Raw genomic sequence first — 24,229 nt, 5'->3', positions numbered from 1 at the left:
ACCGCCCCCCAACCGCCCGTAATCAGTGGCGGTCGCGACTGGGCCAGCGGCCATGCGAGGAAGGCTTCATCACCGCCAGCGTGAGAGGCGTCCTTCACCACACCGCTCACGTCGCGCTGGCCGCGCACGAATGGCGCGTTCACTCTGCGGGCGATGTCCTGAAAGACGCGCTCATGTCGTTGAACGTCCCCATCGCGTCTTTCATGACACCGACCGTGTTGAGCGCGAATCCGCTGATGGTCCTGCTGCCCGCGTAGGCCACGTGAGCAAGCGGGGCGGGCTTCGCCGCTTCCGGGCCGGGCGCGTAGCACCGGCCCGGAAATCAAGCGCTGCGAACGGCGTGTTTGTGCCACCGGGCGATGCCCCGAAGGACGCTTTCCTGTCGTTGAACGTCCTCAGCGCGCCTTTCGAGACATCGACGATGCCCCGAACGCGTCTTTCGGGACACGCAGGTCGACGTCCAGGATATTCGGCGGTTTCGGGTCAGAGGTCGACGGTGAGGCGGGGCGACAGTGCCCGGGAGACGCAGCAGTACACGCGGCCGGGTGCCGCACCGATGTCGTCGCGATGCTCTGGTTCCCCATCGACGACGGCGATCTCGCAGCTGCCGCACACCCCTTCGCGGCAGCCGGACGGTATCCGGTGTCCCGCGTGGTTCAGGGCGTCCAACATGGACTCTTCCGCACCGACCGGCACCGTCTGTCCTGATCGGACACAGTGCACCTCGAACGGCTTGCTGGGCGCGAACTCCCTGACCACCGGCCGGAAATGCTCGATGTGCAGACGCTCAGGGGAAAACGCCGCCTCGGCCGCGTCGAGCATCGACGCCGGACCGCAGCAGTACACCAGCGCTCGAGGGCTCAGCGCGGCGGCCAGCGCGGCGAGGTCGGGTCTGCCGTGCTCCTCGGTGGCGTGGATGCGGACCCGATCGCCGTGGACGGTTCGGAGTTCGTCGGCGAACGGCATGGTGGCCACCGACCTGCCCACGTACACCAACGTCACCGAGGCTCCCGCCTCGACCGCCGCCGTCAGCATCGGCACGATGGGGGTGATGCCGATCCCGCCGGCGAGGAACAGGTACTCCGGCGCCGGCAGCAAGGGGAAGTTGTTGCGTGGCACCGAAACATCGAGCGTGCGGCCCGTGCGCAGGAACAGGTGGACGTACTCCGAGCCGCCCCGGCTGAGCCGGTCGTGACGGACGGCGACACGGTAGCTGTCGCGGTCGGCCGGGCTTCCGCACAGCGAGTACTGCCGGGTCAGCCAGTTGGGCAGTGCCAGATCGACGTGCGCGCCCGGTTTCCACGGCGCCAGCGGACCATCGGCGCCGCGTAGGACGAGCGAGACGGCGCCATCGGCGACCGACTCCACCTGTTCGAGAACTGTTCGCTGCATCGTCATCAGTACAGCTGCCGATAGCCGGCTTCGAGCATCCGGTCCAGCACCGCCGGATCGAGCCCCATCTTGTCGGCGGCGACCTCGCCAACGGACGGCAACTCCTCGGCCAGCGCCTGGCTGGCGGGATCCCACAGTCGGGACCGAATCAACGCGCGTCCACAGTGGAAGAAGACCTCCGCCACCGCCACGACGAGTGCCAGCTCCGCGTCCTTGCCCTCGGTCCGCATGCGGGCGAGCACGTCCGGTTCGTCGGTCGGATACGCGCGACCGTTGACACGCAACACTTCCCGCGCGCCTGGGACGACGAACATCAGCCCGATCCCGTCGTTCTCGGCGAGGTTGCGGAACGAGTCGGCGAGCTTGTTGCCCGGCCGGTAGGGGATCGCGAGCGTGCGCTCGTCGAGCACCTTGACGAACCCCGGGTAGTCGCCACGCGGCGAGCAGTCGGGCAGGCCGGTCGCGTCCGACGTGGCCATCGCCACGAACGGGGCGTGGGCGATGAAACGACGCACATGCCGGTCGATGCGGTCACCGACCTTGGCCCTGATCATGTCGTCGGGCTCCCCGAGCCGAGCCCGTACCTGCCCGAATGACACCCGACGCGGGCGCGCCATGACATTTCTGCTGGTCATGGCACAATTATGAGCAATCATTCAGTTCGTGCGCTACTCGCTTTCGCGCCGGTTCGCAGGAGGTGTCATGACGTCGGAGCAGCGCCGGCTTCAGCCACGTAAACAGCCACGCCAGGTCCGGGCCGAGCTGACCCGGCAGCGCATCCTCACGGCCGCTGCTCACATTTTCGCCGAGTACGGCTACGCCGCGGGCACCACGAACCGGATCGCCGAGCGAGCGCGGATCTCGATCGGCTCGCTGTACCAGTACTACCCGAACAAGGACGCGATCCTGGCCGAGCTGCTCACCCGCCACCTCGACGCCGACAAGGCCGCCGCGACGCTCCGCCAGCACAAAGGACTCCCGGCGTCACTCGAGGACATCATCCGGGCGTTCGTGCGCACGGTCATCGAGAACCATCTGGACGACCCGCAACTACTGCGGATCATGATCGAGGAGGCACCCCGCTCCGGCGAGCTGTTGGAGAAGGTCACCCGGCTGGAATGGGAGATGATCGGTGACCTGCGCGACCTGCTCCACCAACACCCCGAGGTCCAGGTCCATGACAAGGACACAGCCGCGCGCCTCGTGGCGTCCACTGTGGAACTGACCGTGCACCACCTCATCGCGGCGCCGGGCTCCATCGACACCACACAACTGGAGAACGAACTGGTAGCGATGATCACCAGCTACCTCCGCACGAGCCGGTGAAATCTCGGGAGGGGTCCCCGGACATGCTGGCTACCGTCACGGCATGCATCTTGAGGACATCACCACGTTCACGCTGGTCTCGGTCGATGGTTCGGCTGAGCTGTCCATCAAGCTGCCGACCGCGTTCGTCGACGACTTTCGTGACCACCTGACAGGACAGGGGTTCCGCGTCCCGCAAGGCGTTGCCCGCTCGGCACTGGTCGAGGTCATCGTGGCCACGGCCGAGAACCCCGCCGCGTGGACGGCCGTCGGCGGGACGGTGGTGGCGTTTCTCCGGCGGCACAGCGGGAAGGTGCACCGCTTCGAGGTCGAGGGCAGGTCCGTGTCCATCGAGGGGTACTCGGCCAGGGAGGCGGAGCGACTGGCGGCCGAGCTCGCCAGTTCGGGCCGGAAGCGCGACGACGACCCAGAACCGGGGGGAATGACTCTTGGCCGTCGGTAGTTTCGTCGATTCCCCATCGGCCGGCATGGAGGAACAATGCCGCACGCCCTCGTGATCGGTATCGATCAATATTCCGCGAAACGGATTCCGTCACTCAAGTGTGCCGTCAACGACGCGGAGGAGGTTTCCCAACGGCTGAAATCCGCGGGCTTCGAGGTCGTCACGCTCGCCAACCAGGCCGCGACGCGTCGGGACATCCACTGGGAGCTCGAGGTCGGGCTGAACGAGCGCGTCAGGGACACGGACGACCCCGTGCTGATCTACTGGTCCGGACACGGCATGTCCGACCTGCGGGAGAGCGCGGACAGCGACCGCGGCTGGTCGACCTTCCTGCTCCCTCACGACGCGGACATCGACCAACCACTGGCCTCGGCCTTCCCGGTCCAGCAGGTGTGGGCGCTGTTGAACAGGATCAAGACACGTCGACTGCTCGTCATGCTGGACACCTGCTTCAGCGGCGCCTTCGCGAGCGACAGCCGCGGTTTCACCATCGGGGCGAGGGGCAGTGCGGTGGACGCGACGGACGACTTCCTGCGCATGGAGGGCCACGGCCGTGTCGTGATCTCCGCGTGCGGCCCGAACGAGGTGGCACGCGAGAACGACAGCCGGGGGCACGGCCACTTCACCACGGCGGTGCTCACCGTGCTGGAACGCGGCCTCGACCACGGTGACCGCCGGACCAGCGTCACCGCCCTGATGTCCGACATCCGCGAGCTGGTGCGCCGCGAGACCAGGGGCAGCCAGACACCGTCCCTGCACGTGGCCGCCCAGGGCACCGACTGGAGCATCCCGTTGCCGACTCCCGCCCCGTACCAACCACCCATGCCCAGCTGGGCTTTCGTCGGGACGTCCGGTGGTGTCGGCAAGACGACGCTGGCGATGATGACCGCCGAACTGTTGGCCGAGTCCGGCAACAACGTCCTCTACCTCGACGCCGACATCGCCCAGCACGGCGGCACGAGCGAGTGGTGCCAGCGGGCCAAGGTCGACGTCGGGTCGGTCCGCACCTTCTCCGACCACGTGGCGGCGTTCTCCAAGGAACCGACCCGCACCCAGCAACGCCATCTCAACGACCGGTTGCTCGACGTCACCCCGGAGTACCTGAAGCGGTTCGACTGCGGGAAGATCCTCCTGCTGCCCGCCGCGCGGACGAGCGACAAGCTGTTCGTGTTCAACCTCGTCGCCGAGATCAAGGACCGCCGCTCCAACACGGTGTGCAGGCAGATCCTCGACGCGGCGTTCGACAGGGGCATCCGGCAGGGTGCGAGTTGTGTCGTCATCGACTGTGGCGCGCAGTTCGACCCACTCGTCGTCAACGCCATCACCGCCGCGCACCACCCGTTCGTCGTGGCCGCCGCGAGAGCCGGCGCGAAGGACTCACGGGAAACCATCCTGAGCAACTGCGCACAGACCGTCGAGGACTTCAACCGGATGCGCGTCGAGACGGTGGTCAACCGAGTGCCGAGCAGGGAAGCTCTGGTGCGCCACTGGGGAGATCCCGGTTACGGCAAGAGCTTCCACTGGTTGCCCTTCGACCGCAAGCTCTTCCAGGACTGGGAAGAGGGCCGCCCGAACTTCGAGCTCGGCTACGACGACCTGAGCCACGCCTGGCACGAGATCCTCGTCGCGTCCGACCGTAACGGCTGCGACGGCCAGCACAGAGATTTCCTGCCGAGCGAATGGGACCGGTTCAGCAAGTGGTCCTTGTGGCTCGTCAACAACCCCGGCTGGGCGGAGGTCACCCGGGAGTCGCTCGGTCGAACGATACGCCGTTCCTACTTTGTCGCGGCCGTCTACCTGGCGATACTGGCCACCGGTCTCACCAGCATGCTCATGCACATCCAGGCCGAGAAGCCGGAGGAGGACTCCTCCTTCCTGCCGCAGTGGTTCGCGATCACCCTGGTCGCCATCTCGGGGCTCGCCATGTTCGGCAACATCGTCGGCAGACTGCTGTGGCGCCGCCGACGCAGGGTGGTCAGCGAGGTGGCGCGGCATGCCGTCTCGGTGGACGAGCTCAAGCGGTGGTTCTCCGTGCCGCTCACCGAGGGTCCCTGGTGGAAGGTCTGGCAGTCCAGCCGCCGCGCCGCGATCCACTGGCTGCACAAACAGGTGGTCGCGGCGCGTGCGAGCCAACTCCCGCCCAGCCCGTCGTATGAGGTGTCAGGGTGAGAACACTCGGTTTCTCCTGCGCCTACGTCCGAGCAGCGGACGGGGAAGCGGCGACGCCGTGCGGCCGCCGAGCCACCCGACGCAAGTTCGGCGAGCCGAAATGCCTGGGGCACTGGGTCGTCGAGTACCTGCTGAGCATGGCGGGCGGCACCGAGCACGCCAGGAAGACCTGGGTCGTCGCGAGCGGCATCATGCTGCTCCTCGCGGCGGGCTCGGGCTGGTGGCTACGCGCGACAACCCTGCCGCACGCGATCACCGCCATGACCCTCACCTGTGGACTGGTCATCTGTTTCCTGTGGGAGCACCCGGTCGGCGGCGTCACCTGCCTCGTGTCCGCGGCGCTGACCGCGTTGGCCTGGGCAAGGGGAAACCTGTTCGGCTACTACCTCCTCAATCCCGACGCGAAACTCCCGGAGGGGTCCACGAGGGCGCAGACGCTGTTCGTCACGTCACTGGACATTCAGGTGGCTTTCGTATTCGCGTTCTCCGTCGTGGGCTTCGTCATCAACTACTACGTCAACAACGATTCCGAGATGAGGTTCTGGAGGGGTCTGAGTTTCACGCTGAGCATCCTGCTGTTCCTGTCGGTGCTGATCTATGCGGTCGCGACGGAAGGAAGGAGCGTGGCACTGGTGCCGTGGGTGGTCGTGCTGTTCGGCGCTCTCGCCATCGCCAGAGGCGGCCGCTTCGCCAGAAAACTCGCGGCGATCCTGCGGGTCTGATGCCATGTTCACCGGCTCGCTCGGACGATGGGAGGCGGGGAGGCCGACTGAGCGGGCGAAGCCCGCGAAGCGGCCCGGCGAAGCCCGCGAAGCGGCCCGGCGAAGCGGCCCGGCGAAGCCCCGCGAAGCGGCCAGCTCGAGCCGGCGGCCACGCGATGAAGGGAGCCTTCCTCACGCCCGCGGTGAGGAAGGCTCCCTTCACCAAGGCCCGGCCCACGGGCAGTGTCCTGAATGACGCGCTCATGTCGTTGAACGTCCCGATCGCGTCTTTCAGGACACCGGCCGGAGCACCTCATGCGCAAACAGGTAGCGAACCTTCGCGCTCACCGCACCTGTTTTGGGAAATTGTCGTTCCCACACCGTTCATGGTCCGGCGTCCTAGCATCTGGCTGACGCGAGCCGGCCGACGTTGGGAGCCGTTGACATGACGACCGATCACCGAGCGACCGAGACCGCGGTGTCCCGGTGGGCGGGTACACCGTGGTTCGTCGCGGGCGGGTTGGTGGTGGTCATCGCCGTGATCATGTTGGTCACGCCGGTCAGTGGGCCTGCCAGGTATGGCGAGCCCGGCTGTGGGATCGCCGTGAAGCCCGGCGGCGGCTCCGACGACTACGCCCTGCAGACCGAGATGTGCGTCGCCGCTCGGGGTGAGCGTTGGACCGCATCGCTCGCGGTGCTGACGATCGGCGGGTTTCTGGTGATTCCCGGCCTCATGCGTCGATCCGGCCGTTACCTGGACGGGCCCACCGCCGGCGGTCTGGCGCTGCTCGCCCTCGCCAGCGCCCTGCTGTTGCTGCCCCAGTCCGACGATCGAACCGACGCCTGGTGCGGCTCGGCGCTCATCCCCACCAGTCCGGGACTCCTGAGTCCCGAGACCGACACCGATCAACGACTCGCCGAATGCGCCGGCAGGCGGTCCAGCCGGGTGGCCTGGACGATCGTCCCCGCCGCGGCCGGCATCTTTCTCATGGCGCGACGCCGCCCCGCGCCAGACTCCGCCCGAATGTAACAGCGGTCAGCGGACGATCTTGAAGTTGAAGATCGGTGTGTTGACGGCGGTCATGAGGCGCAGCCAGATCGGCAGCAGCGTCTCCGCTCCCCGCGCGGTGGAGATGTCGCCGAGGTCGATCACGTCGGTGTGGCCGAAGCTCTCCAGCAGCGCGATGGTGGTCTGCTTGGCGTCCACGTCGTTGCCGGACACGAAGACCGTGTGCTCGCCGTCGGACAACTGTGTGGGGTGGACCATCAGCGAGGCCGTCATCGTGTTGAGCGTCTTGACCACTTTCGCCTCGGGGAACGCGACCTGGATCTGCTCGCCGAGGGAGTAGGTGTCCTTGACGAACAGGGTGGGCGGGAAGCCGGCCGAGGAGTCCAGCGGGTTGGCGACGTCCACCAGGACCTTGCCCGCCAGGTTGTCCCGCCCGGCCGCGGTCAGCGCGGCCATCGACACCTGCCCGGAGGTCGCGTTGACGACCAGGTCGGCACCCGCCGCGGCCTCGGCGAAGGTGGCCAGCCGCACCTGCGGGTGCGCATCGGCCCACTCCCGGTAGGGCGGGTTACCCATCGCGTCCGGCTCGGTGCGGGCAAGAGTGTCGGCGGGGTCGCGGGTGCCCGTGGTCACCTCGTGACCCAACTCGGCCAACCGGCCCGCCAGCGCCTGTCCGACCATCCCCGTACCCAGAACCGCGATACGCATGTGGACACTCCTCTCCACAGAGGACGGTCCGATCATCGCCCACCTGGACGACGTCGGCCAGTCGAGGGGGTGATCTGCCCGTTTACAGCGCGCTGGTCACCACCGTCAGCGGTCGCCGCGGTCAACGCCGCGGAACTCGGGTGGACGACATGACACTCCCTGTGTCATGTCATGATCGAGATCGGGCCGAGCTGCTCGGCGAGGAATACGCACGCCAGCGACGCATGACGGGAAATCCCCCCAGTTACACCAACACGGTTGATCCGATGCGAAGCAAGCCGACTGCTCCGAAGGGCCGCCGGATCTCGCGCCAGGTGTAGTCGAAGGGATATTTCATTGGTCATCATGACCGTATGATTCGGATCTTTAACGACCGGCGTGGTAACCCGAGCTACTGCGTTCGGCCCATTTATCATGTCCGGTGAACAAACGTGTGGGCAGCCCCTATCCCGTCTGTTACCCTGCCTTGGGGGCAAGGCCACCACGGCGCACTTTTAGGGGAATCCCTTTCCGCGACATCGCCGCGATCGTGTTGACCTTACTTTTTGCGACGACCAGCGTTAGGGGTGGTTACCGTCGTGGGATTACCTGGCGATTTTCGCGGGTCAGGGGGGCGTAGCTCGACGCAGGCACAGTACCGATGTATTGGCATCGGAGTAGGACCCGCCAATCTCAGCTTGGCATCGTTGTTACACGGTCATCCAGACGTGACTAACCTCTTTCTGGACAAGAAACCCGTGTTCGACTGGCATGACGGCCAGCAGGTGCCCGGATCCTCGCTACAGGTCTCGCTGTTCAAGGACCTTGTCGTGCTGTCCGACCCGACGAGCCCGTTCTCGTTCCTGGCCTACCTGCACGAACAGGGCAAGATATACCACTTCGTCAACGCGCAGTTCGACGCCGTGCCACGCCAGGAATTCCGCAACTACATGGCCTGGGCGAGCCAGAAGAACGAGAACGTCGCATTCGGCGAGGAGGTGCTCGGCGTCGAGTTCGACGAACACTTCGTCGTCGAGACCAACCGTCGCGTGGTAACCGCCGAGAACATCGTGATCGGGGTCGGAAGCCAGCCGTGGGTGCCGACGCCAGGCCGGGACAAGCTCGGCGAAACACAATTCCACGTCAGCGAGTTCGTCGACAAGGCGAAGGGGCTGCACGGTAAACGGGCGGCGGTGATCGGCGGTGGCCAGTCCGGCGCGGAGGCATTTCTGGACCTCATCTCGCGCCCACCCAAGGACCTGCCCCGCCGGGTGACGTGGGTGTCGCGACGGGGAAACTATTTCCCGATCGATGACACTCCGTTCACCAACGAATACTATACGCCGAGTTATTCGGATTACTTCTCCAGCCTCGACATGGCCACCCGCAAGGCGATCAACAGTCAGAACGTGCTGACCAGCGACGGGATCTCCGAGTCCACGCTGCGCGAGATCTACCAGCGCGGCTACGTGCACCGGTTCATCCACGGCAACACCGACCTGCTCACGTTCCTCCCGAACCGCTGCGTCACCGAGGTGACCGACTACGGCTCCGGCTGGGCCATTCGGACCGTCCCCAACGACCGGCCCGACGCCGTCGAGCACTTCGAGGTGGACACGATCGTCTGGGCCACCGGCTTTCGCCCGGCCGCGACCGACTTCCTCGCGCCGCTGGCCGGACGGCTGGCGAGGGTGGGCGACGAGTACCAGATCGACCAGGACTTCGCCATCCGCTGGGACGGCCCGCCCGACCGCAACATCTTCCTCCAGAACGCCGCCCGCGAGCAGCGCGGCCTCGCCGACCCGAACCTGAGCCTGATCGCGTGGCGCAGCCAGCGCATCCTCGACCGCCTGCGCCAGGTGCGATCCACCGACCAGTTGGCCTCGTTCATCGAGTGGTCCACGAAATCCCCTGACGACACCCTGCTGCGGGGAGTGTGATCGGTCATGGAGGCCGACATCGCGATCGTCGGCGCCGGAATCGTCGGGTGCGTGATCGCGCGCGAAGTCATTGCCCGGGCGCCGGGGACATCACTCGTCATGTTCGACCGCGACGCCGTCGGCGGCGGAGCCAGCCGGCGCTCGGCCGGCCTGCACCTGCCGCGTGGCTCGACCGACCGGGTGCGCCGCATGAGCGAGTACAGCCAGGACTACTACGCCCGGCTCAAGGCCGGCTCTCCCACACTGCCGATCCACGAGCGCGGTATGTCCGTCGTTGCCGCGGCGGGCAGCGCGCCGAAGCTGGCCGAGGTCTACCTCGAGAGCGCGCGGCTGACCCCAACCGACGAGGTCCCCGGGATCCGGCTGCCCGACCAGATGCAGGCCTGGACCGGCGTCGGCTGCCAGTACGCCGACGTGCAGGCGCTGACCCAGGCTCTGGCCGCACAGTTACGCGGCCGGATCGGTCTGCGCGAGGGCGTCCGAGTCGACGGCATCGACGCGCGGCGGGACGGGGTGGCCCTGCGGCTGAGCACCGGCGAGACGTTCGTCGCCCACCAGGTGGTGCTGGCACCGGGGCCGTGGCTGGCCGCGACGGCGTGGCGTGAACTGCTCGCCCCGCTGGGCAACCGGGTCAAGAAGGTGGTGGCGCTGCACGTCGAGCAGACGCCGGCCGACGACGACCAGGTGGTCGTGTTCCAGGACGAGGACGCGTTCCTGCTGCCACTCGGCCAGCGGGGACACTGGCTGTACAGCTACACCTGCACCGAGTGGGACGTCGATCCGGACACTGTGGACGGTGGGCTGCTTGCCCGCGACCTGGACGAGGCCAGGGAGCACCTGCGCGGCTACGCTCCCGCGATGGCCGAGCGCTGCACCTCCGGCCGGGTGTTCTGCGACGCGTACAGCCGCACCGGCGATCCGAGGGTGCGGCCACTCGACTCCGACGGACGCATCGTCTTTGCCGGCGCCGCCAACGGTTCCGGATACCGTCTCGCCCCCGCCATGGCGTCGGAGGCCGCGGACCTGCTGCACCTGGTGAGGAGCCACGCATGATCATCAGCACCTACTCCGCCGAAGCGCTGCGGGAGTCCTTCGGCATCGACATGAGCGCCATCGACATGGGCCCGGTCGAGTCGATGGGGGTCGGGGCCGCATGGGGCCGGGTCGCACCGGGCGTCCACTCCGACCCGCACCAGCACGACGAGACCGAGACCTTCGTGATCGTGGCCGGGACGGGCGAGTTGATCGTCGACGCAGGCCGCCGCCCGGTCGAGCCCGGCATGGTGCTGCAGTTCGAGCCGTTCGAGACGCACTACCTGGACAACACCGGGGACACCGACCTGGTCTTCGCCACGTTCTACTGGCGGGACACCGACCGCGCGGTGCCCAAGGCGGGCGAGATCAACCGCAGGCGGTTCGACCAGCGGCCGATCTTCGTGTTCTCCTCGCCGACAACCCCGAACGGCGACCTGCACCTCGGTCACCTGTCCGGGCCGTACCTCGGCGCCGACGCGTTCGTCCGCTACCAGCAGATGAACGGCGTGCGGGCCTGGCACATCGCCGGCAGTGACGACTTCCAGAGCTGGGTCGTCGGCACCGCCAGGCGCGAGGGTCGATCGCCTGCCGAGACCGCGGCGCACTACAGCGCGGAGATCCTCGCCACGCACCGGATGATGGACATCGACGTCCACGAGTACACGGTGTCCAACCAGGACCCGACCTATCTCGACGGCCTGCGGGCGTTCTTCTCCCGGGTGGCGGCCTCGCCACTGGTGGAGCCGCGCGAGGGGCCGGCACTGTTCGACGGGGCGGACGGGAGCTACCTGTACGAGGGCGACATCTCCGGTGGCTGCCCCACGTGTGGCAACGGCACCAGCGGGAACATGTGCGAGGACTGCGGAGAGCCCAACTTCTCCTTCGACCTCACCGAACCAAGGGCCACCTCCTCCGACGCCTCCCCTCGGGTCGGCGACATCACCCGCTACATGCTGGCACTGCACGAGCTGCGTGCGGACATCGAAACGCACCACCACCTCGGCCGGGTACCGGCGAGAGTCAAGGAGCTGACCAACCGGGTGTTCCAGCGGGACCGGATCGATCTGGCGATCAGCCATCCCGGTGAGTGGGGGGTCGAGCCACCAAAGTCCGAAGTGGATGGTCAGGTCATCTGGGTCTGGGTGGACATGGCCTACCGGTTCCTGCACGGGATCGAGTCCATCGGCCGGCGCGTCGGCGAGGACTGGCGTGCGGACGCGCCGAGGGAGAACTGGAAGATCGTGCACTTCCTCGGCTACGACAACACCTTCTACCACTCGATCTTCTGCCCGGCGATGTACCGGCTGGCGTACCCGGACTGGCACCCCGACATCGACTACAACCTGAACGAGTTCTACCGGCTCGACGGCAGCAAGTTCTCCACCAGCCGCCGGCATGCCGTCTGGGGCAAGGACGTGCTGGGCCCGCACAGCGTGGACGCGGTGCGGTTCTACCTGTCGCTGACCCGTCCGGAGGGCCGCGGCACCAACTTCGAGCTGGCCGCCTACGAGGAGTTCACGCAGGAGACGCTGGTCGGCGGCTGGCAGCGCTGGCTCAACGACCTCGGAGCCCGCATCGACAAGCACTACGGCGGGAAGGCGCCGGACGCGGGCATCTGGACGCCAGAGCACACCGCCTTCCTCGCCAGGCTGGAGTCCCGCCGCCTGGCACTGACCGGAAGCCTCGGGCAGGACGGGTTCTCGCTCAACGCGGCCGCGGAAGCCCTGTCCGGCATCGTGACGGACGCGACCGCGTTCGCCGCGCGGGAGGCCGCGATGGCCGAGATTCCGGAGTGGAAGGACGAGGCACGCACCGCGATCGCACTGGAGCTGGCCGCGGCCCGGTTGTTGGCGACCTGTGCGGCACCGGTGATCCCCCGGTTCGCCGGCAAGCTGTCCGCCGCGCTGGGCCTGCCCGAGCCGGCCGTGTGGCCGCACACCGTGCCATTGGTGCCTGCCGGCACCCGTGTCGACCTGGCGGGCCAGGTGTTCTTCGGCGCCCGACCCGAGCCATCGGCGTTGCTGCCCTGGCTGTCCGAACTGGTCCGGTCGACGCTTCGGTTGCCGGAGAACGAGTGGGTGGACGACAAGACGCTCGTCGGGCTCGGCATGGAGTCGTTGCAGGCGGTCGCCCTGCAGTACCAGATCACCGCGCACCTCGGCGCCGACATCACGGTCGAGGAGCTGATGGGTTCTCGAAGCGTCGCGGAGCTCGCGACACTTCTCGACAACGGCGTGGTGCCCGACACGGTGGCGGTGCACGCGTGAGTGTTCCACAGATTCTGCGTGACATCGAGGAACGCGGGTTGTCCATCACCGCCGCCGACTCGAACCTTCGGTTGCAGGGCCCCAAGGAGCGGATGGACGCCGAGTTGATCGGGCGGATCAAAGCGCATAAGGCGGAGCTGATCGCCCACCTCGACGCGTCTGGCGGGTTCGCGCTCACCGAGCTGCAGAAGGCCTATCTCGTCGGCAGGGGCGAGCTGTTCGAGATCGGCAACGTGGCCAGCCACATCTACCACGAGATCGAGGGCAGCTGGGATCTCGACCGGCTCGAGGCGGCGCTGAACTCGGTGGTGGCGCGCCACGGGATGCTGCGGACCCGGTTCACCTCGGACGGCCGGCAGGTCGAGGAGTCCGCTGTGGACGTCCGGATCGAACGGGTCGATCTGCGTGGGCAGTCTCCGGATGCGCGTGTCGCCCGGCGGGAGGCGTGGTCACACCGGGTGCTGCCGGCCGACCAGGCGCCACTGTTGGCCGTGGCGGTGCTCATCCTCGATGACCGGATGGTGCTGCAGATCAGCACCGACGGGCTGGTCATGGACGCGATCAGCGCGTACCTGTTCTTCCAGGCCTGGTGGTGGGCCTACAACGGCGAGGACGCCGGGCCGGAACCGGAAGCCTCGTTCCAGGCGTACGTCGAGGCACTGGAGGCGGCGCGGGACCGGGCGCCGGCGCGCCGGTCCCGGGCGTACTGGCTGGAACGACTGGCGGATCTCGCCCCACATCCCGATCTTCCACTGTGTACGGATCCCGCGGCGATCACCCGCCCTCGGTTCACGCAACACACGGTTCGGTTGGCCGCCCCGGCCTGGTCCGCGCTGAAGGCCAGGGCGGCCGCCGAGGACGTGACCCCGACGACCATGCTGCTCGCCGGCTACGCCGAGACACTGGCCCGCTGGGGCGCCGGGCCCCGGTTCACGCTCAACACGACGTTCGCCAACCGCCCGCCGATCCACCCGAGGATCGTCGAGGCGATCGGCAACTTCTCCGAGACCATGTTGGTGGAGCTCGACATCGACCGGTCGGCCGGGTTCGCCGATCGCGCGCGTGAACTGCAGGCGCGGCTGCGCCGCCAGCTCGACAACCGGCACTTCTCCGGCATCGAGGTACTGCGCGAGCTGGCCCGCCGGGGCGGCACAGCACGGATGCCCTACACCTTCAACAGCGCGCTCGGCTATCTGCGCTCCGATGTGGACGGTTCGGCGCTTGAGCTGTTCGGGCCGGAGACCTACACGTGCAGCCAGACGCCCCAGGTATGGCTCAACGCCTTCGCCTTCGAGCAGCACGGCGGGCTGGTCGTGCAGTTCGACAGTGTCGACGGCCTGTTCCCGGAGAACCTCGTCGAGGCGCTCGTGGGCGGTTACCGAACGCTGCTCGAGACGTTGCTCGACGAGACGGCCTGGTCGGCGACGACGTTCGACCTGCTTCCGGCCGACCAGCGGCAACGGCGGCGCGCGGCCAACGACACCGAGGTGAAGCTGCCGGACTCCGGTCTGCTGGACGCCTTCCTCGCGCACGCCGAGCGGGTGCCGGACTCCCCCGCGATCATCACCGAGACCGGGGAGCTGACCTACCGGCAGCTGTGTGACCACGCCCTGCACGCCGCCTCCTGGTTGCGGGCACGCGGGGTCGGCCGCGACGAACTGGTCGGCCTCGTGATGCGGCGCGGACCGGAGCAGGTGATCGGCATCCTGGCCGCCGTGCTCGCCGGGGCGGCGTACCTGCCGGTCGACGCCGCGCTCCCGGCCGAGCGCCGGAACTACCTGCTGACCGACGGGCGAGTGCGTTGTGTGCTGACCAATGTGGACTGGTCGGACGACGGGCGGGACACGCTCGCCCTGGACGCGCGGCGTCCAGCCGAGCCCGTGACCAGTCGGGTCGCCGCCGAAGCCGGGTCGGATGATCTGGCCTACGTGCTGTACACCTCGGGGACCACGGGCGAGCCCAAGGGTGTGATGGTCAGTCGGCGCAGCGTGGCCAACGTGGTGGCCGACTGCAACGGCCGGTTCGGCATCGGGCCGGGCGACCGGTTCTTCGGCATCAGCGCGTTCAACTTCGACCTGTCCGCGTGGGACGTGTTCGGCGCGTTGTCGGCCGGCGCCGCGATCGTCCTGCCGGACGCCGACAAGGCCACCGACGCGGCGCACTGGTTGCGGCTGTGCGACATGGCCGGGGTCACGGTGTGGAACTCGGTGCCGGCGATCGTCGCGCTGCTGAACGACCAGGCCGAAGTAGACGGTGCGGAGGCGTTGGCCACGCTGCGGTTGGTGATGATGAGCGGGGACCGGATACCGCCGACGCTGCCCGCCACGCTGCGCAAGCTCAAGCCCGCTCTGGAGATCATCTCGCTGGGTGGGCCGACCGAGACCACGATCTGGAACATCCTGCACCCGGTCGGGGTGGACGAGGACGGCACCAGGAGCATCCCTTACGGGCGGCCGAACGCCAACAACCGCGCGTACGTCGTGGACGCCGACGGCTGCGACACCCCGGACTGGGTGCCCGGCGAGATCTGCGCCGCCGGCACCGGACTGGCCCGCGGCTACTGGAACGACGACGCCCGCACCGCCGAGCGGTTCCTCGACGACGAGCGCCGGGGCGAGCGCCTGTACCGCACCGGTGATCTCGGCCGGTACCTGCCCAACGGGGACATCGACATCCTGGGCCGGACCGACTTCCAGATCAAAGTGAACGGCTACCGGATCGAGGCAGGCGAGGTGGAGACCCGCCTGGTCGGCCTGGAAGCCGTGCGCCAGGCCGTCGTCGTCCGCCAGGACGGCGTCGCCGGCGCGCGGCTACTGGCCCATCTCGTGCCGACCGCCGAGCATCGCCCGTCCGACTCGGAGGTGCGCGAGGCCCTCCGCCAGCACCTTCCCGACTACATGATCCCGGCCGCGATCGAGTGGCACGAAGCTCTTCCGCTGAACCGCAACGGAAAGGTCGACCGTGCCGCGCTGATCGCGTCCACTCCGACCGAGCGGGCGGCCGGTGGGGCGGCACCGGACTCGGAGCTGGAGAAGGACGTCGCCGAGATCTGGGCGCGCGTCCTCAAGATGCCCGTCGTGGACGTGGGCACCACGATCGGAGAGCTCGGCGGCGACTCGATCGCGGCGGCCCGGATCCTGGCCGGGGTGCGCAAGCGGTTCCGGGTCTCGATCACGCTCGACCAGCTCCGCGAGGTCGAGACCGTGCGTGCGATGGCCGCCAGGATCGGGAGTGTCACGTGATCATCAACCACGTCCTCGCGCACCCACCCGAGGAGAACCGTCGGATCCGGTTCGTCCGCCTCGACGGCGACGAGACGATCAGCCTGTCCGACCTGTACGACATGGCCGGGCGGGTCGCGGTGGCACTGCGCGGACTCGGCGTGCGGCGCGCCGACCGGATCGGGATCCTGGCAGCCAACTGCCTGGAGTGGGTGCTACTGGATCTGGCTGCGCTGCGCCTCGGCGCGGTCACCGCCGGGTTCGAGCCGGGAAAGTTCGACGTGGACGATTCGTTGCCGTCCCGGTACGACCTGAAGCTGCTGTTCACCGACCGGCCGCGGAACGGCCAGTTCATCCCGATCGCGGAGGTTCGGCGGCTGGCCGACGAGGCGACCGGACGGCCACCCGTCATCCGTTACGACCCGGACGATGTGACGACGCTGAAGTTCACCTCGGGCAGCACCGGCGAGCCCAAGGCGATCGCGGCCACCGTGGGCAGCATCGACGGTTCCATCTCCGCCGTGCAACAGGTGTTCGACCACGGCAAGAACGACGACCTGTTCGTGTTCCTGCCGCTGTCACTGCTCCAACAGCGGTACTGGATCTACTCGGCGCTGCGGTTCGGCCACGACGTCACGGTCAGCACCTACGAGGCCGCGTTCCCCGCACTACGACGTGCCGAGCCCACCGTGGTGATGGGCGTTCCCGCGTTCTACGAGACGGCTCGCAAGCACATCGAGGCGAAGCCCGACCACGGCAAGGCCGCCCGCCAGCTGTTCGGTGACCGGATCCGCTATCTGTGGACGGGTTCGGCGCCGGCCGCGGCCACGACGTTGCGGTTCTTCACCGATCTCGGTCTGCCGGTCTACGAAGGATACGGGCTCAACGAGACGTGCATCGTCAGCAAGAACCATCCTGGTGCGCACCGGCCCGGTAGCGTCGGGAAGGTGTTGCCCGGCAAGCAGGTGCTCCTCGACGAGGACGGGCTGATCAGCATCCGCAGCGAGCACCCGGTCAACGTGCGCTACGAGTACGCGCCACCCGGCGAGTCCGAGCGCGTGTTCGGGCCGGATGGGCTGGTGCGCACCGGCGACCTCGGACACCTCGACGAGGACGGCTACCTGTTCATCCTCGGGCGCGCCGACGACGTGATCGTTCTCGGCAACGGCAAGAAGATCATCGTGCGCCCGCTCGAGGAACACATGAAGCAGAGCCCCGCGATCGCCGAGTGCGTGCTGTTCTGTCCACTGCAGACCCAGCTCGTCGCGGTGGTCTCGCCGGCGACGGAACCCGCCGACGAGGCTGCCATCGCCGCCCAGCTCGCCAGCGCCAACGCCACGTTCGGCCACGACGAGCAGATCAGCCGGGTGGTCGTGGCGCACCGGGGGTTCAGCATCGACAACGGTCTGCTGACCTCGCAGTTCAAGCCGAAACGCAAGCAGATCCTCGCCGCCTATCGTGCGGAGGTCTTCAACGTGGGGGAAGGTGTCCATGCACGGTGACATTGCCCAAATCGAGCGACTGGCCAGGGAGAACCTCGCCAGGGTGCTGGAGTCCGGGTCCGCGCCGGACGAACTGGACCTGGACGTGGACATGGCCGGTGGCTACGGGTTGACCTCGCTCAACAAGGTCCTGTTCCTCATGTCGGTGTGCGACGACACCGGCGTCGGCGTGAGCGCGTTCACCGAGGCCGACGTGAGCGCCATGCGCACCCTGCGCGACGTCACCGAGGCGCTGGCACAGAACGTGGGGACGGTGGCGTGATGGGCTGGGCACAGCAGGCCATGACCGCACTGGAGAACGACCATGTCGTCCTCCGTCCACTTCGGCCGGACGACCGGGAGTCGCTGCGTGCCATCGCGATGGACCCGCACATCTGGCGCTACTTCATCACGCTGATCGAGACCGACGCCGACTTCGACGCGTTCTTCGACGCGGCCATCGCCGACCAGGAGGCCGGGCGCCGGGTGGTCTACCACATCACCGACAGGAGCACCGGTCGCGCGGCCGGCAGCATGAGCTTCTGCAACATCGCCGAGGCGGATGGCCGCCTCGAGATCGGCTGGTCCTGGCTGGGCGCGGACTTCCGCGGTCAGGGCATCAACCGTTGGGCCAAGTTCCTGATGTTGCGACAGGCATTCGAGGAGCTGGGCGCCGAGCGGGTGGAGTTCAAGACCGACGCCCTCAACATCCAGGCACGCCACGGGCTGCGCAACATCGGGGCCACCGAGGAAGGAACGCTGCGCAGCTTCAACCCGATGCCGGGCGGGCGCCGCCGCGACGCCGTGTTCTTCAGCGTCCTCAGGCCCGAATGGCCGAAGCTGCGTGAGGAGCTGCTGAGCCAACCGAAGGTGTTGTCGGCACCATGACCGTTCCGTTGGTGCGGGTGCACGGCGACCCGTTCGAGCGCGGCTACCGGCACGGGGCGGCGCGGGCGGCGGCACTGCACGCCTTTCTCGACGACGACCTGTGCCGGCTCAACCGGATCCTCCCGGCCCCGACGACCATGGCGTCGCTGCGGCCGTTGATCTCCGACTACCAAGAGAAGATCGAAGACGCGACACCCGCGCTCGCCGAGGAGATCCGGGGCCTGGCACAGGGCGCCGGCATCGACCCCGAACAGGCGCTACTGCTGCAGCTCCGTCGCGAGATCATGGGGTACCAGCGGATTCCGACGATGGGCGACTGCACCACCTACGCCAGCGCCGGCGCCTCCCCGGTGCTGGCCCAGACGGTGGACCTCAACGGCGACCTCGACGACCAGATCTGCGTGCTGGACACCGGACAGGCGCTGGTACTCAGCTTCGGCGGGCTGCTCGGCTACCTCGGGGTGAACCGCCACGGGCTGGCGATCGGGCTGAACCTGGTGCTGGGCGGCGAGTGGCGGCCCGGCCTGCCGCCGTACCTCGCCATCCGCCACCTGCTCGACACCGCCACGGGGATGGACGAGGCGCTGGAGATCCTCCACGGGCTGCGGTTGGCCAGCTCCCGCTCGCTGACGCTGTGCGACCCGGTCAAGGCCACGCACGTGGAGATCCTCGGCGACGACGTCCGCGTCGCGGCGACGACGGAGGTCATACACACCAACCACTTCCTGCACCCGGACTTCGTACCGCACGACGAACTCAACGTGTTCGCACGCAACTCCTCCGTGCAACGCCTGGAGACGTGCCGTAAGGGCCTGGCCGCCATGACGCCGGACGCGGACGTGGCGGAGCACTTCGAGCTGCTGTCCACCAAACCCATCCGGGTCACCGACACCGGGGACATCCGTCGTGAAAGGACGGTCGCGGCGGTCGTCATGCTCCCGGGGGCCGGTGAGCTGCACGTCCGCCGGGGCGACCCGGCCGGCGCGTCGACGCACACGTTCCGGTCCGGAAGGGAACGCATCGATGCCTGACCGGTGGTCACCCCGGGTGTTCTGCTTTCCGTACGCGGGCGGCAACCCCGACATGTTCTCCGCCTGGCAGTCCGACCTGGAATCGGACGCGGTCCTCGTCGGGATGCCGATCCGAGGCGGATCCATCGACGAGGTGATCGACGCCTCGACCGCGGCGGTGCGCGCCGCCACCAAGGCCGACCGTCGACCCGTCTACCTGTTCGGGCACAGCCTCGGCGCGCTGATCGCGTTCGAGGTGGCCCGCCGGCTCGATGATCTGCCGGAGCTGCGCCATCTCGTCGCGTCCGGGCTGTCGGCGCCGTCGCTGCTGCCGTCGCGGCGGGTACGCGAGCTGGCCCGGCTGCGGGGCAGGGAGTTCGCCGAGGCGCTGGGTTTCTTCGGCGGCCTACCACCGGAGATCCTCGCCGACGAGGACGTGCTCGAGCTGCTGCTGCCCGGGGTGATCGCGGACTTCCGGCTGGCCGCGGGCTACCGGTACCGGCCCGCGCCACCGCTGGCCGTGGACGTCTCGCTGATCAACGGCAGGGAGGACCCACACGTCGGGCCCGCGCAGCTGGAGGGGTGGCAGCACGAGTGCGTGAAGCCGCCGGCCCGCCACTGGGTCGACGGCGGCCACTTCTACCTCGACACGCGACCGGCGGTGGTCATCGAGCTGCTGCGCGAACTGGTCCATGCTGACAACCACGTCGAACTGATCTGACTCAGGAGGATCGTGGTCATGCAGCAGCTTGCCGCCGAGGAGCAGCACCGCCGGGGTGTCGCGTTCGCCGAGCTCCACCGGGACACGTTCGTCATCCCGAACCCATGGGACGCCGGCTCCGCGCGTCTGCTGACCCAGCTGGGTTTCCCCGCGCTGGCAACCACGAGCGCGGGCCTCGCCTACTCGCTCGGCCGGGGCGACGGCGCCATCGACCGGGACGAGACGCTGGCCAACGCGCGCACGATCGTCGCGGCGACCGACCTTCCGGTGTCGGCCGATCTGGAGGACTGCTACGCCTCGGATGCCGACGGAATCGGGGAGACCATCCGGCTGGCGGCCGAGGCCGGGGCCGTCGGCGGCTCGATCGAGGACGCGACGGGCGACCCGGACGAGCCGATCCGGCCGTTCGAGACGGCCGTGGAGCGGGTCGCCGCCGCGGTCGAGGCGGCCAGGGCCCTGCCGTTCCCGTTCACACTGACCGCGCGTGCGGAGAACTTCCTGTACGGCCGGCAGGACCTGGACGACACCATCCGCCGCCTGCAGGCCTTCGAGGAGGCCGGGGCGGACGTGCTGTTCGCGCCGGCACTGCCCGACCTGGACGCGGTCCGCACGGTCTGCGCGGCGGTGAGCCGTCCGGTCAACCACGTCACGATCGGCGGGCCGTACTCGGTCGCGGAGCTGCGCGACTGTGGCGTCCGGCGGATCAGTCTCGGGTCCGCGCTGGCCAGGGCCGCGCTGGGCGAGGCACTGAGTGCCGCGCGGGAGATCCAGGAGTCGGGCACGTTCACCTTCACCACCCGGGCGGTGCCGTACGCCGAGATCAACGCACTGCTGTCCACCAAGGAGCGAACATGAGCTCGGTCCTACTGCGCGGGCCCGCCTACGTGCTCGGCGAGCACGAGATCGAGCACGGTCAGATCGCGAACCTACCGGCCAGGGCCGAGGAGTTCCGGATGGTGCCCGACCCGGGGTTGTGGGGCTGGGGCAGCGTGTTCCGCACCGAACGTGGCCTGGCGGCGATGGCGGCGGAGAGCGGCACGGCCACGTTGCGTGCCGCCGGGCTCGAACCGGGGTCGATCGACGCGCTGATCCTGTGCAGCACCGAGGTTCCCGGGCCGGCCGACGGGCACGGTCGTGTCATGGAGGCCGTGCTGACCGGTATCGGCCTGCGCGACATCCCGTTCTTCGGGCTGAACTTCAACCGGTGCCTGAACTTCCTGTCCGCGCTCGACGTTGCGCGCTCGTTCGTCGCGAGTGGACGGTTCGGCCGGGTGCTGGTGATCACCACCGACCAGGTCCGCGACGAGGCCGACCGGATGGCCAACTACGCCCTGTTCAGCGACGGGGCGGCGAGCTGCGTGGTGACCGCCGGCGACGAGGGCGGCGACGGCTTCCACCTGGTCGCGTGCGCGTCCGCCCAGGACACCGGCTCGCTGGACGGCGCCAACCAGATCGACGCCGACCTCGCCCGCCAGGTGAACGAGGATCTGTTGGGGCCGCTGGGCATGAAGCTCGGGGACGTGGCCGGCCTCATGCACAACAACATCTTCCTGCCGCTGCTGGTGATGAAGGAGCGACAGGCCGGGTTCACCGCCGAACAGCTCTGGACCGCCAACATCAGCAGGGTCGGCCACTGCTTCGCCGCCGACCCGTTGATCAACCTGGTCGACCGGACCGCCCTCGGCCACGTCAGGCCCGGCCAGTACCACCTGCTGGCATCCAGTGTCCCTGGCGCGCGAACCGGCGTCCTGCTCAGAGAACTCGTCCAGTAGGGGGGACCATGAACGACACGTTCGAACTGCCGGACACGATGACCGCGCTCCCGTCGCGTCCCTTCGAGTTCAGCAAGCTCGCCGTGGACGAGACGGCGACCATCCTGGCCGCCGAACCCGACGTGCTGTTCCACCGCCTGTTGCGCGATCAGGAGTCGGAGTCGACCTTCCTCGCCGCTCGTCGCATCCTGAGCGCCTTTCTGCCGGCCGACGCGACGGACAGCGACACCCTTGCGGCCCAGTTGCTTTCGACCCGCGACGAGCTGGCCGCCGTGCTGCGCGACCTGGCTCACGACGAGGACGTCCTGCGTCAGCGCGCCCCGCTCAGCCTGCTCGGCGGCTGCTGGCTGGAGGCCGTGTCCCAGCCGGCCACCCAACCGGCGATCATCGTCAACCGCCTGTACGCACAACACTTCCGGCAGCGCGGCGAGGGCAACCCGCAACGCGCGGTGCACAACGTGCGCCGGCGAGCCATGGAGGCGATGGGCGTCTACCTCCCGGAGATCGGGGCGGCCGACTTCCTTCGCCGGGCGAACGCCCGCCAACTGACCGCGTTGCACGCCTGCTTCTACCTGGCCCTGACCAGGCTTCCGGCCAACTTCCTGCCGGAGGTCGTCGGCGTGCACCACGCGTTCCACACGCTGGGCGTCGACGACCTGCTGGCCGGAACCTCACCGGTGCTCTCCGAGCAGGAGTTGCGTGACGTCCTGACCGAGTACCTCGGCATGGCCGACGAACCCACCCGGCACCGCACCGCGGCGGCCATCCAGCTCGTGATCACCCTGGAACGTGAGCACGTGGCGATGCTCGCCGAGCTCAGTGCCTGGCGCGCGGGCCTGTCGCTCGAGTCCAGGGTGGCCGAGATCATCGCGCGCCACGCTCCCATGGCCGGGCGTCAGCATGGTGGCGTGCGGATCGGCGAGCTGCTCCTGTCCGACACGTTCGGCGAGCCCGACCTCGATCTCGCCGCGTTCCTGGCCGAGTTCCGGGAGTCCCGCCAGCTGCGCCCCGAACCCGACGGGCCGTGCCGGTTCATCCGCGCGATGAAGTTCGGCGGACCCATGTTCGGCATCTTCGACGAACGCGAGGCCGCGACCTTCCGCGACTGGGTGGCCACCGTCCAAGCCGGACACCGACCGGAGATCGTGATCTCCCCCAACACCGTCGGCGACGGCCGGGCACAGGCATGGCGTCGCGCGATCGCCGACAGCGCCCCCGCGGATGTCGTGATCGCCGAGCCCGAGCCTTTCAACGACCGGGAACTGTTCTATCGCCTGGCGAACATCGAGAACTTCCCCAACACCCTGCCGCTGGCCCGGCAACGCGCCGAGCGCTACCTGGCCGACGCCGAGATCCTGTTCACCCACGGGGCCGCCGGCAGGTACACCGACGCGACCTGGTTCGAGTACAGCGCCGAGGCGCTCTACGAACGGGCGGAACGGGTCTACTGGGACAAGCTGGTCGACCCGTACTCTCCGCTCGAGACGATCCCGGACCGCGACGAGGTGATCTTCACCCAGACCACGTACCTGCTCGGCTACCTGATCGACGGCGCCTGGCTGCACCGCCTCGGTCACCTCGGCCACGGTGAGCGGGACAGCGACGCCATGCTGTTCTCGATCTACGCCGACGAGATGGGACACGGTGACCTGCGCAAGAACCACATCACGTTGACCCACCGCGTGATCGCCAGCCTCGGCCTGCGGCTGCCGCACATCCGGGACGCGGCGTTCATGGAGCAGGACGAACTGCCAGACGACCTGTACGGTTTCTCCATCCACCAGCTGTGCATGTGCCTGCATCCGGACCGGTTCTACAACGAGATCCTCGGCTACAACCTGGCGATCGAGATGTTCGGGTCCGGCGAGCTGCGGCTGCACGAGGCGCAGAAGCTGCGTCATCACGGGTTCGACGACTGCTACGAGGCGGCGCACCTGGCCATCGACAACTTCTCGGCAGGTCACACCAGACAGGCCGCCGACATCATCGTGTCCTATCTGGACAGTGTGGCACGCACCGTCGGCGAGGCCGCCGTGGGTGAGGAGTGGCGACGCGTGTGGCGCGGCTACGCCTCGTTCGCGTACTTTGTCGAACACCAACTGCTGCGCGGCCTGACGTCTCCCGGAGACGACCTGGCCGAGCTGATGATCTGATTCGGAGTGCGCGGA

Annotated in this window: 21 protein-coding genes; 18 read left to right on the top strand and 3 right to left on the bottom strand. The window is 68.4% G+C overall.

Annotated elements, in window-relative coordinates; genetic code table 11:
• The coding region (locus tag VF106_RS21275; RefSeq protein WP_330841523.1) for a hypothetical protein at window positions 1–257 on the top strand (257 nt) is incomplete at its 5' end.
• A gap of 226 nt (window positions 258–483) precedes the next feature.
• Here the strand turns inward: VF106_RS21275 and VF106_RS21270 are convergent.
• Together VF106_RS21270 and VF106_RS21265 are read right to left on the bottom strand one after the other, a co-directional pair.
• Complete coding sequence (locus VF106_RS21270) at window positions 484–1,392, bottom strand: PDR/VanB family oxidoreductase (RefSeq protein ID WP_330841522.1); 909 nt, start codon at window positions 1,390–1,392, stop codon at window positions 484–486.
• A gap of 5 nt (window positions 1,393–1,397) precedes the next feature.
• A complete protein-coding gene (locus VF106_RS21265) occupies window positions 1,398–2,027 on the bottom strand; it encodes an MSMEG_1061 family FMN-dependent PPOX-type flavoprotein (protein WP_330841521.1) in 630 nt (209 codons plus the stop codon).
• A gap of 67 nt (window positions 2,028–2,094) precedes the next feature.
• Here VF106_RS21265 and VF106_RS21260 point away from each other — a divergent pair, with 67 nt between their 5' ends.
• The 5 genes from VF106_RS21260 to VF106_RS21240 all read left to right on the top strand — a co-directional run bounded on the left by VF106_RS21260 (window position 2,095) and on the right by VF106_RS21240 (window position 7,060).
• On the top strand, window positions 2,095–2,718 hold the full coding sequence (locus VF106_RS21260) for a TetR/AcrR family transcriptional regulator (RefSeq protein ID WP_330841520.1): 624 nt from the start codon (window positions 2,095–2,097) through the stop codon (window positions 2,716–2,718).
• A 43-nt stretch (window positions 2,719–2,761) separates the two neighbouring features.
• Complete coding sequence (locus VF106_RS21255) at window positions 2,762–3,160, top strand: effector-associated constant component EACC1 (protein ID WP_330841519.1); 399 nt, start codon at window positions 2,762–2,764, stop codon at window positions 3,158–3,160.
• Window positions 3,161–3,196: 36 nt separating this feature from the next.
• A complete protein-coding gene (locus tag VF106_RS21250) occupies window positions 3,197–5,329 on the top strand; it encodes a caspase family protein (RefSeq protein WP_330841518.1) in 2,133 nt (710 codons plus the stop codon).
• Window positions 5,326–6,051 (top strand): hypothetical protein, encoded by a 726-nt coding sequence (locus VF106_RS21245; RefSeq protein WP_330841517.1) that lies wholly within the window; start codon window positions 5,326–5,328, stop codon window positions 6,049–6,051. Before VF106_RS21250 ends, VF106_RS21245 begins: the two co-directional genes overlap by 4 nt.
• 424 nt (window positions 6,052–6,475) lie before the next feature.
• Window positions 6,476–7,060 carry a hypothetical protein gene (locus VF106_RS21240; RefSeq protein WP_330841516.1) on the top strand — a complete coding sequence of 195 codons (585 nt, stop codon included), beginning with the start codon at window positions 6,476–6,478 and terminating at the stop codon, window positions 7,058–7,060.
• Between the two features lie 6 nt (window positions 7,061–7,066).
• On the opposite strand, the gene VF106_RS21235 is transcribed toward VF106_RS21240, so the two are convergent.
• Complete coding sequence (locus tag VF106_RS21235; RefSeq protein WP_330841515.1) at window positions 7,067–7,747, bottom strand: NADPH-dependent F420 reductase; 681 nt, start codon at window positions 7,745–7,747, stop codon at window positions 7,067–7,069.
• A 578-nt stretch (window positions 7,748–8,325) separates the two neighbouring features.
• On the opposite strand from VF106_RS21235, the gene VF106_RS21230 reads away from it, so the two are divergent.
• The 12 genes from VF106_RS21230 to VF106_RS21175 are packed head-to-tail and all read left to right on the top strand — an operon-like array spanning window position 8,326 to window position 24,214.
• Window positions 8,326–9,666 (top strand): lysine N(6)-hydroxylase/L-ornithine N(5)-oxygenase family protein, encoded by a 1,341-nt coding sequence (locus tag VF106_RS21230; protein ID WP_330841514.1) that lies wholly within the window; start codon window positions 8,326–8,328, stop codon window positions 9,664–9,666.
• A 6-nt stretch (window positions 9,667–9,672) separates the two neighbouring features.
• The gene (locus tag VF106_RS21225) at window positions 9,673–10,719 is read left to right on the top strand and encodes an NAD(P)/FAD-dependent oxidoreductase (protein ID WP_330841513.1); all 1,047 of its coding nucleotides are present in this window, start codon (window positions 9,673–9,675) and stop codon (window positions 10,717–10,719) included.
• Window positions 10,716–12,968 (top strand): class I tRNA ligase family protein, encoded by a 2,253-nt coding sequence (locus VF106_RS21220; protein ID WP_330841512.1) that lies wholly within the window; start codon window positions 10,716–10,718, stop codon window positions 12,966–12,968. The genes VF106_RS21225 and VF106_RS21220 overlap by 4 nt, the downstream gene beginning before the upstream one ends.
• Window positions 12,965–16,210, top strand: a complete 3,246-nt coding sequence (locus VF106_RS21215) for a non-ribosomal peptide synthetase (protein ID WP_330841511.1) — start codon at window positions 12,965–12,967, stop codon at window positions 16,208–16,210. The genes VF106_RS21220 and VF106_RS21215 overlap by 4 nt, the downstream gene beginning before the upstream one ends.
• Window positions 16,207–17,691: an AMP-binding protein gene (locus tag VF106_RS21210; RefSeq protein WP_330841510.1), complete on the top strand. Its 1,485-nt coding sequence runs from the start codon at window positions 16,207–16,209 to the stop codon at window positions 17,689–17,691. The genes VF106_RS21215 and VF106_RS21210 overlap by 4 nt, the downstream gene beginning before the upstream one ends.
• A complete protein-coding gene (locus tag VF106_RS21205; RefSeq protein ID WP_330841509.1) occupies window positions 17,681–17,953 on the top strand; it encodes a hypothetical protein in 273 nt (90 codons plus the stop codon). The genes VF106_RS21210 and VF106_RS21205 overlap by 11 nt, the downstream gene beginning before the upstream one ends.
• Window positions 17,953–18,558, top strand: coding sequence for a GNAT family N-acetyltransferase (locus VF106_RS21200; protein ID WP_330841508.1), 606 nt, complete (start codon window positions 17,953–17,955; stop codon window positions 18,556–18,558). The genes VF106_RS21205 and VF106_RS21200 overlap by 1 nt, the downstream gene beginning before the upstream one ends.
• The gene (locus tag VF106_RS21195; protein WP_330841507.1) at window positions 18,555–19,589 is read left to right on the top strand and encodes a C45 family autoproteolytic acyltransferase/hydrolase; all 1,035 of its coding nucleotides are present in this window, start codon (window positions 18,555–18,557) and stop codon (window positions 19,587–19,589) included. Before VF106_RS21200 ends, VF106_RS21195 begins: the two co-directional genes overlap by 4 nt.
• The gene (locus tag VF106_RS21190; protein ID WP_330841506.1) at window positions 19,582–20,289 is read left to right on the top strand and encodes a thioesterase II family protein; all 708 of its coding nucleotides are present in this window, start codon (window positions 19,582–19,584) and stop codon (window positions 20,287–20,289) included. Before VF106_RS21195 ends, VF106_RS21190 begins: the two co-directional genes overlap by 8 nt.
• Before the next feature lie 18 nt (window positions 20,290–20,307).
• Window positions 20,308–21,144, top strand: a complete 837-nt coding sequence (locus VF106_RS21185) for an isocitrate lyase/PEP mutase family protein (protein WP_330841505.1) — start codon at window positions 20,308–20,310, stop codon at window positions 21,142–21,144.
• Window positions 21,141–22,061, top strand: a complete 921-nt coding sequence (locus tag VF106_RS21180; RefSeq protein ID WP_330841504.1) for a hypothetical protein — start codon at window positions 21,141–21,143, stop codon at window positions 22,059–22,061. Before VF106_RS21185 ends, VF106_RS21180 begins: the two co-directional genes overlap by 4 nt.
• Before the next feature lie 8 nt (window positions 22,062–22,069).
• A complete protein-coding gene (locus VF106_RS21175) occupies window positions 22,070–24,214 on the top strand; it encodes an iron-containing redox enzyme family protein (RefSeq protein ID WP_330841503.1) in 2,145 nt (714 codons plus the stop codon).
• The last annotated feature ends 15 nt before the right edge of the window (window positions 24,215–24,229 follow it).

Source organism: Actinophytocola sp. (genome assembly GCF_036378875.1).
Taxonomy (GTDB): domain Bacteria; phylum Actinomycetota; class Actinomycetes; order Mycobacteriales; family Pseudonocardiaceae; genus Actinophytocola.
Note: the sequence above shows the minus strand (reverse complement) of the source record. Positions and strands in the feature narration are given on the sequence as shown.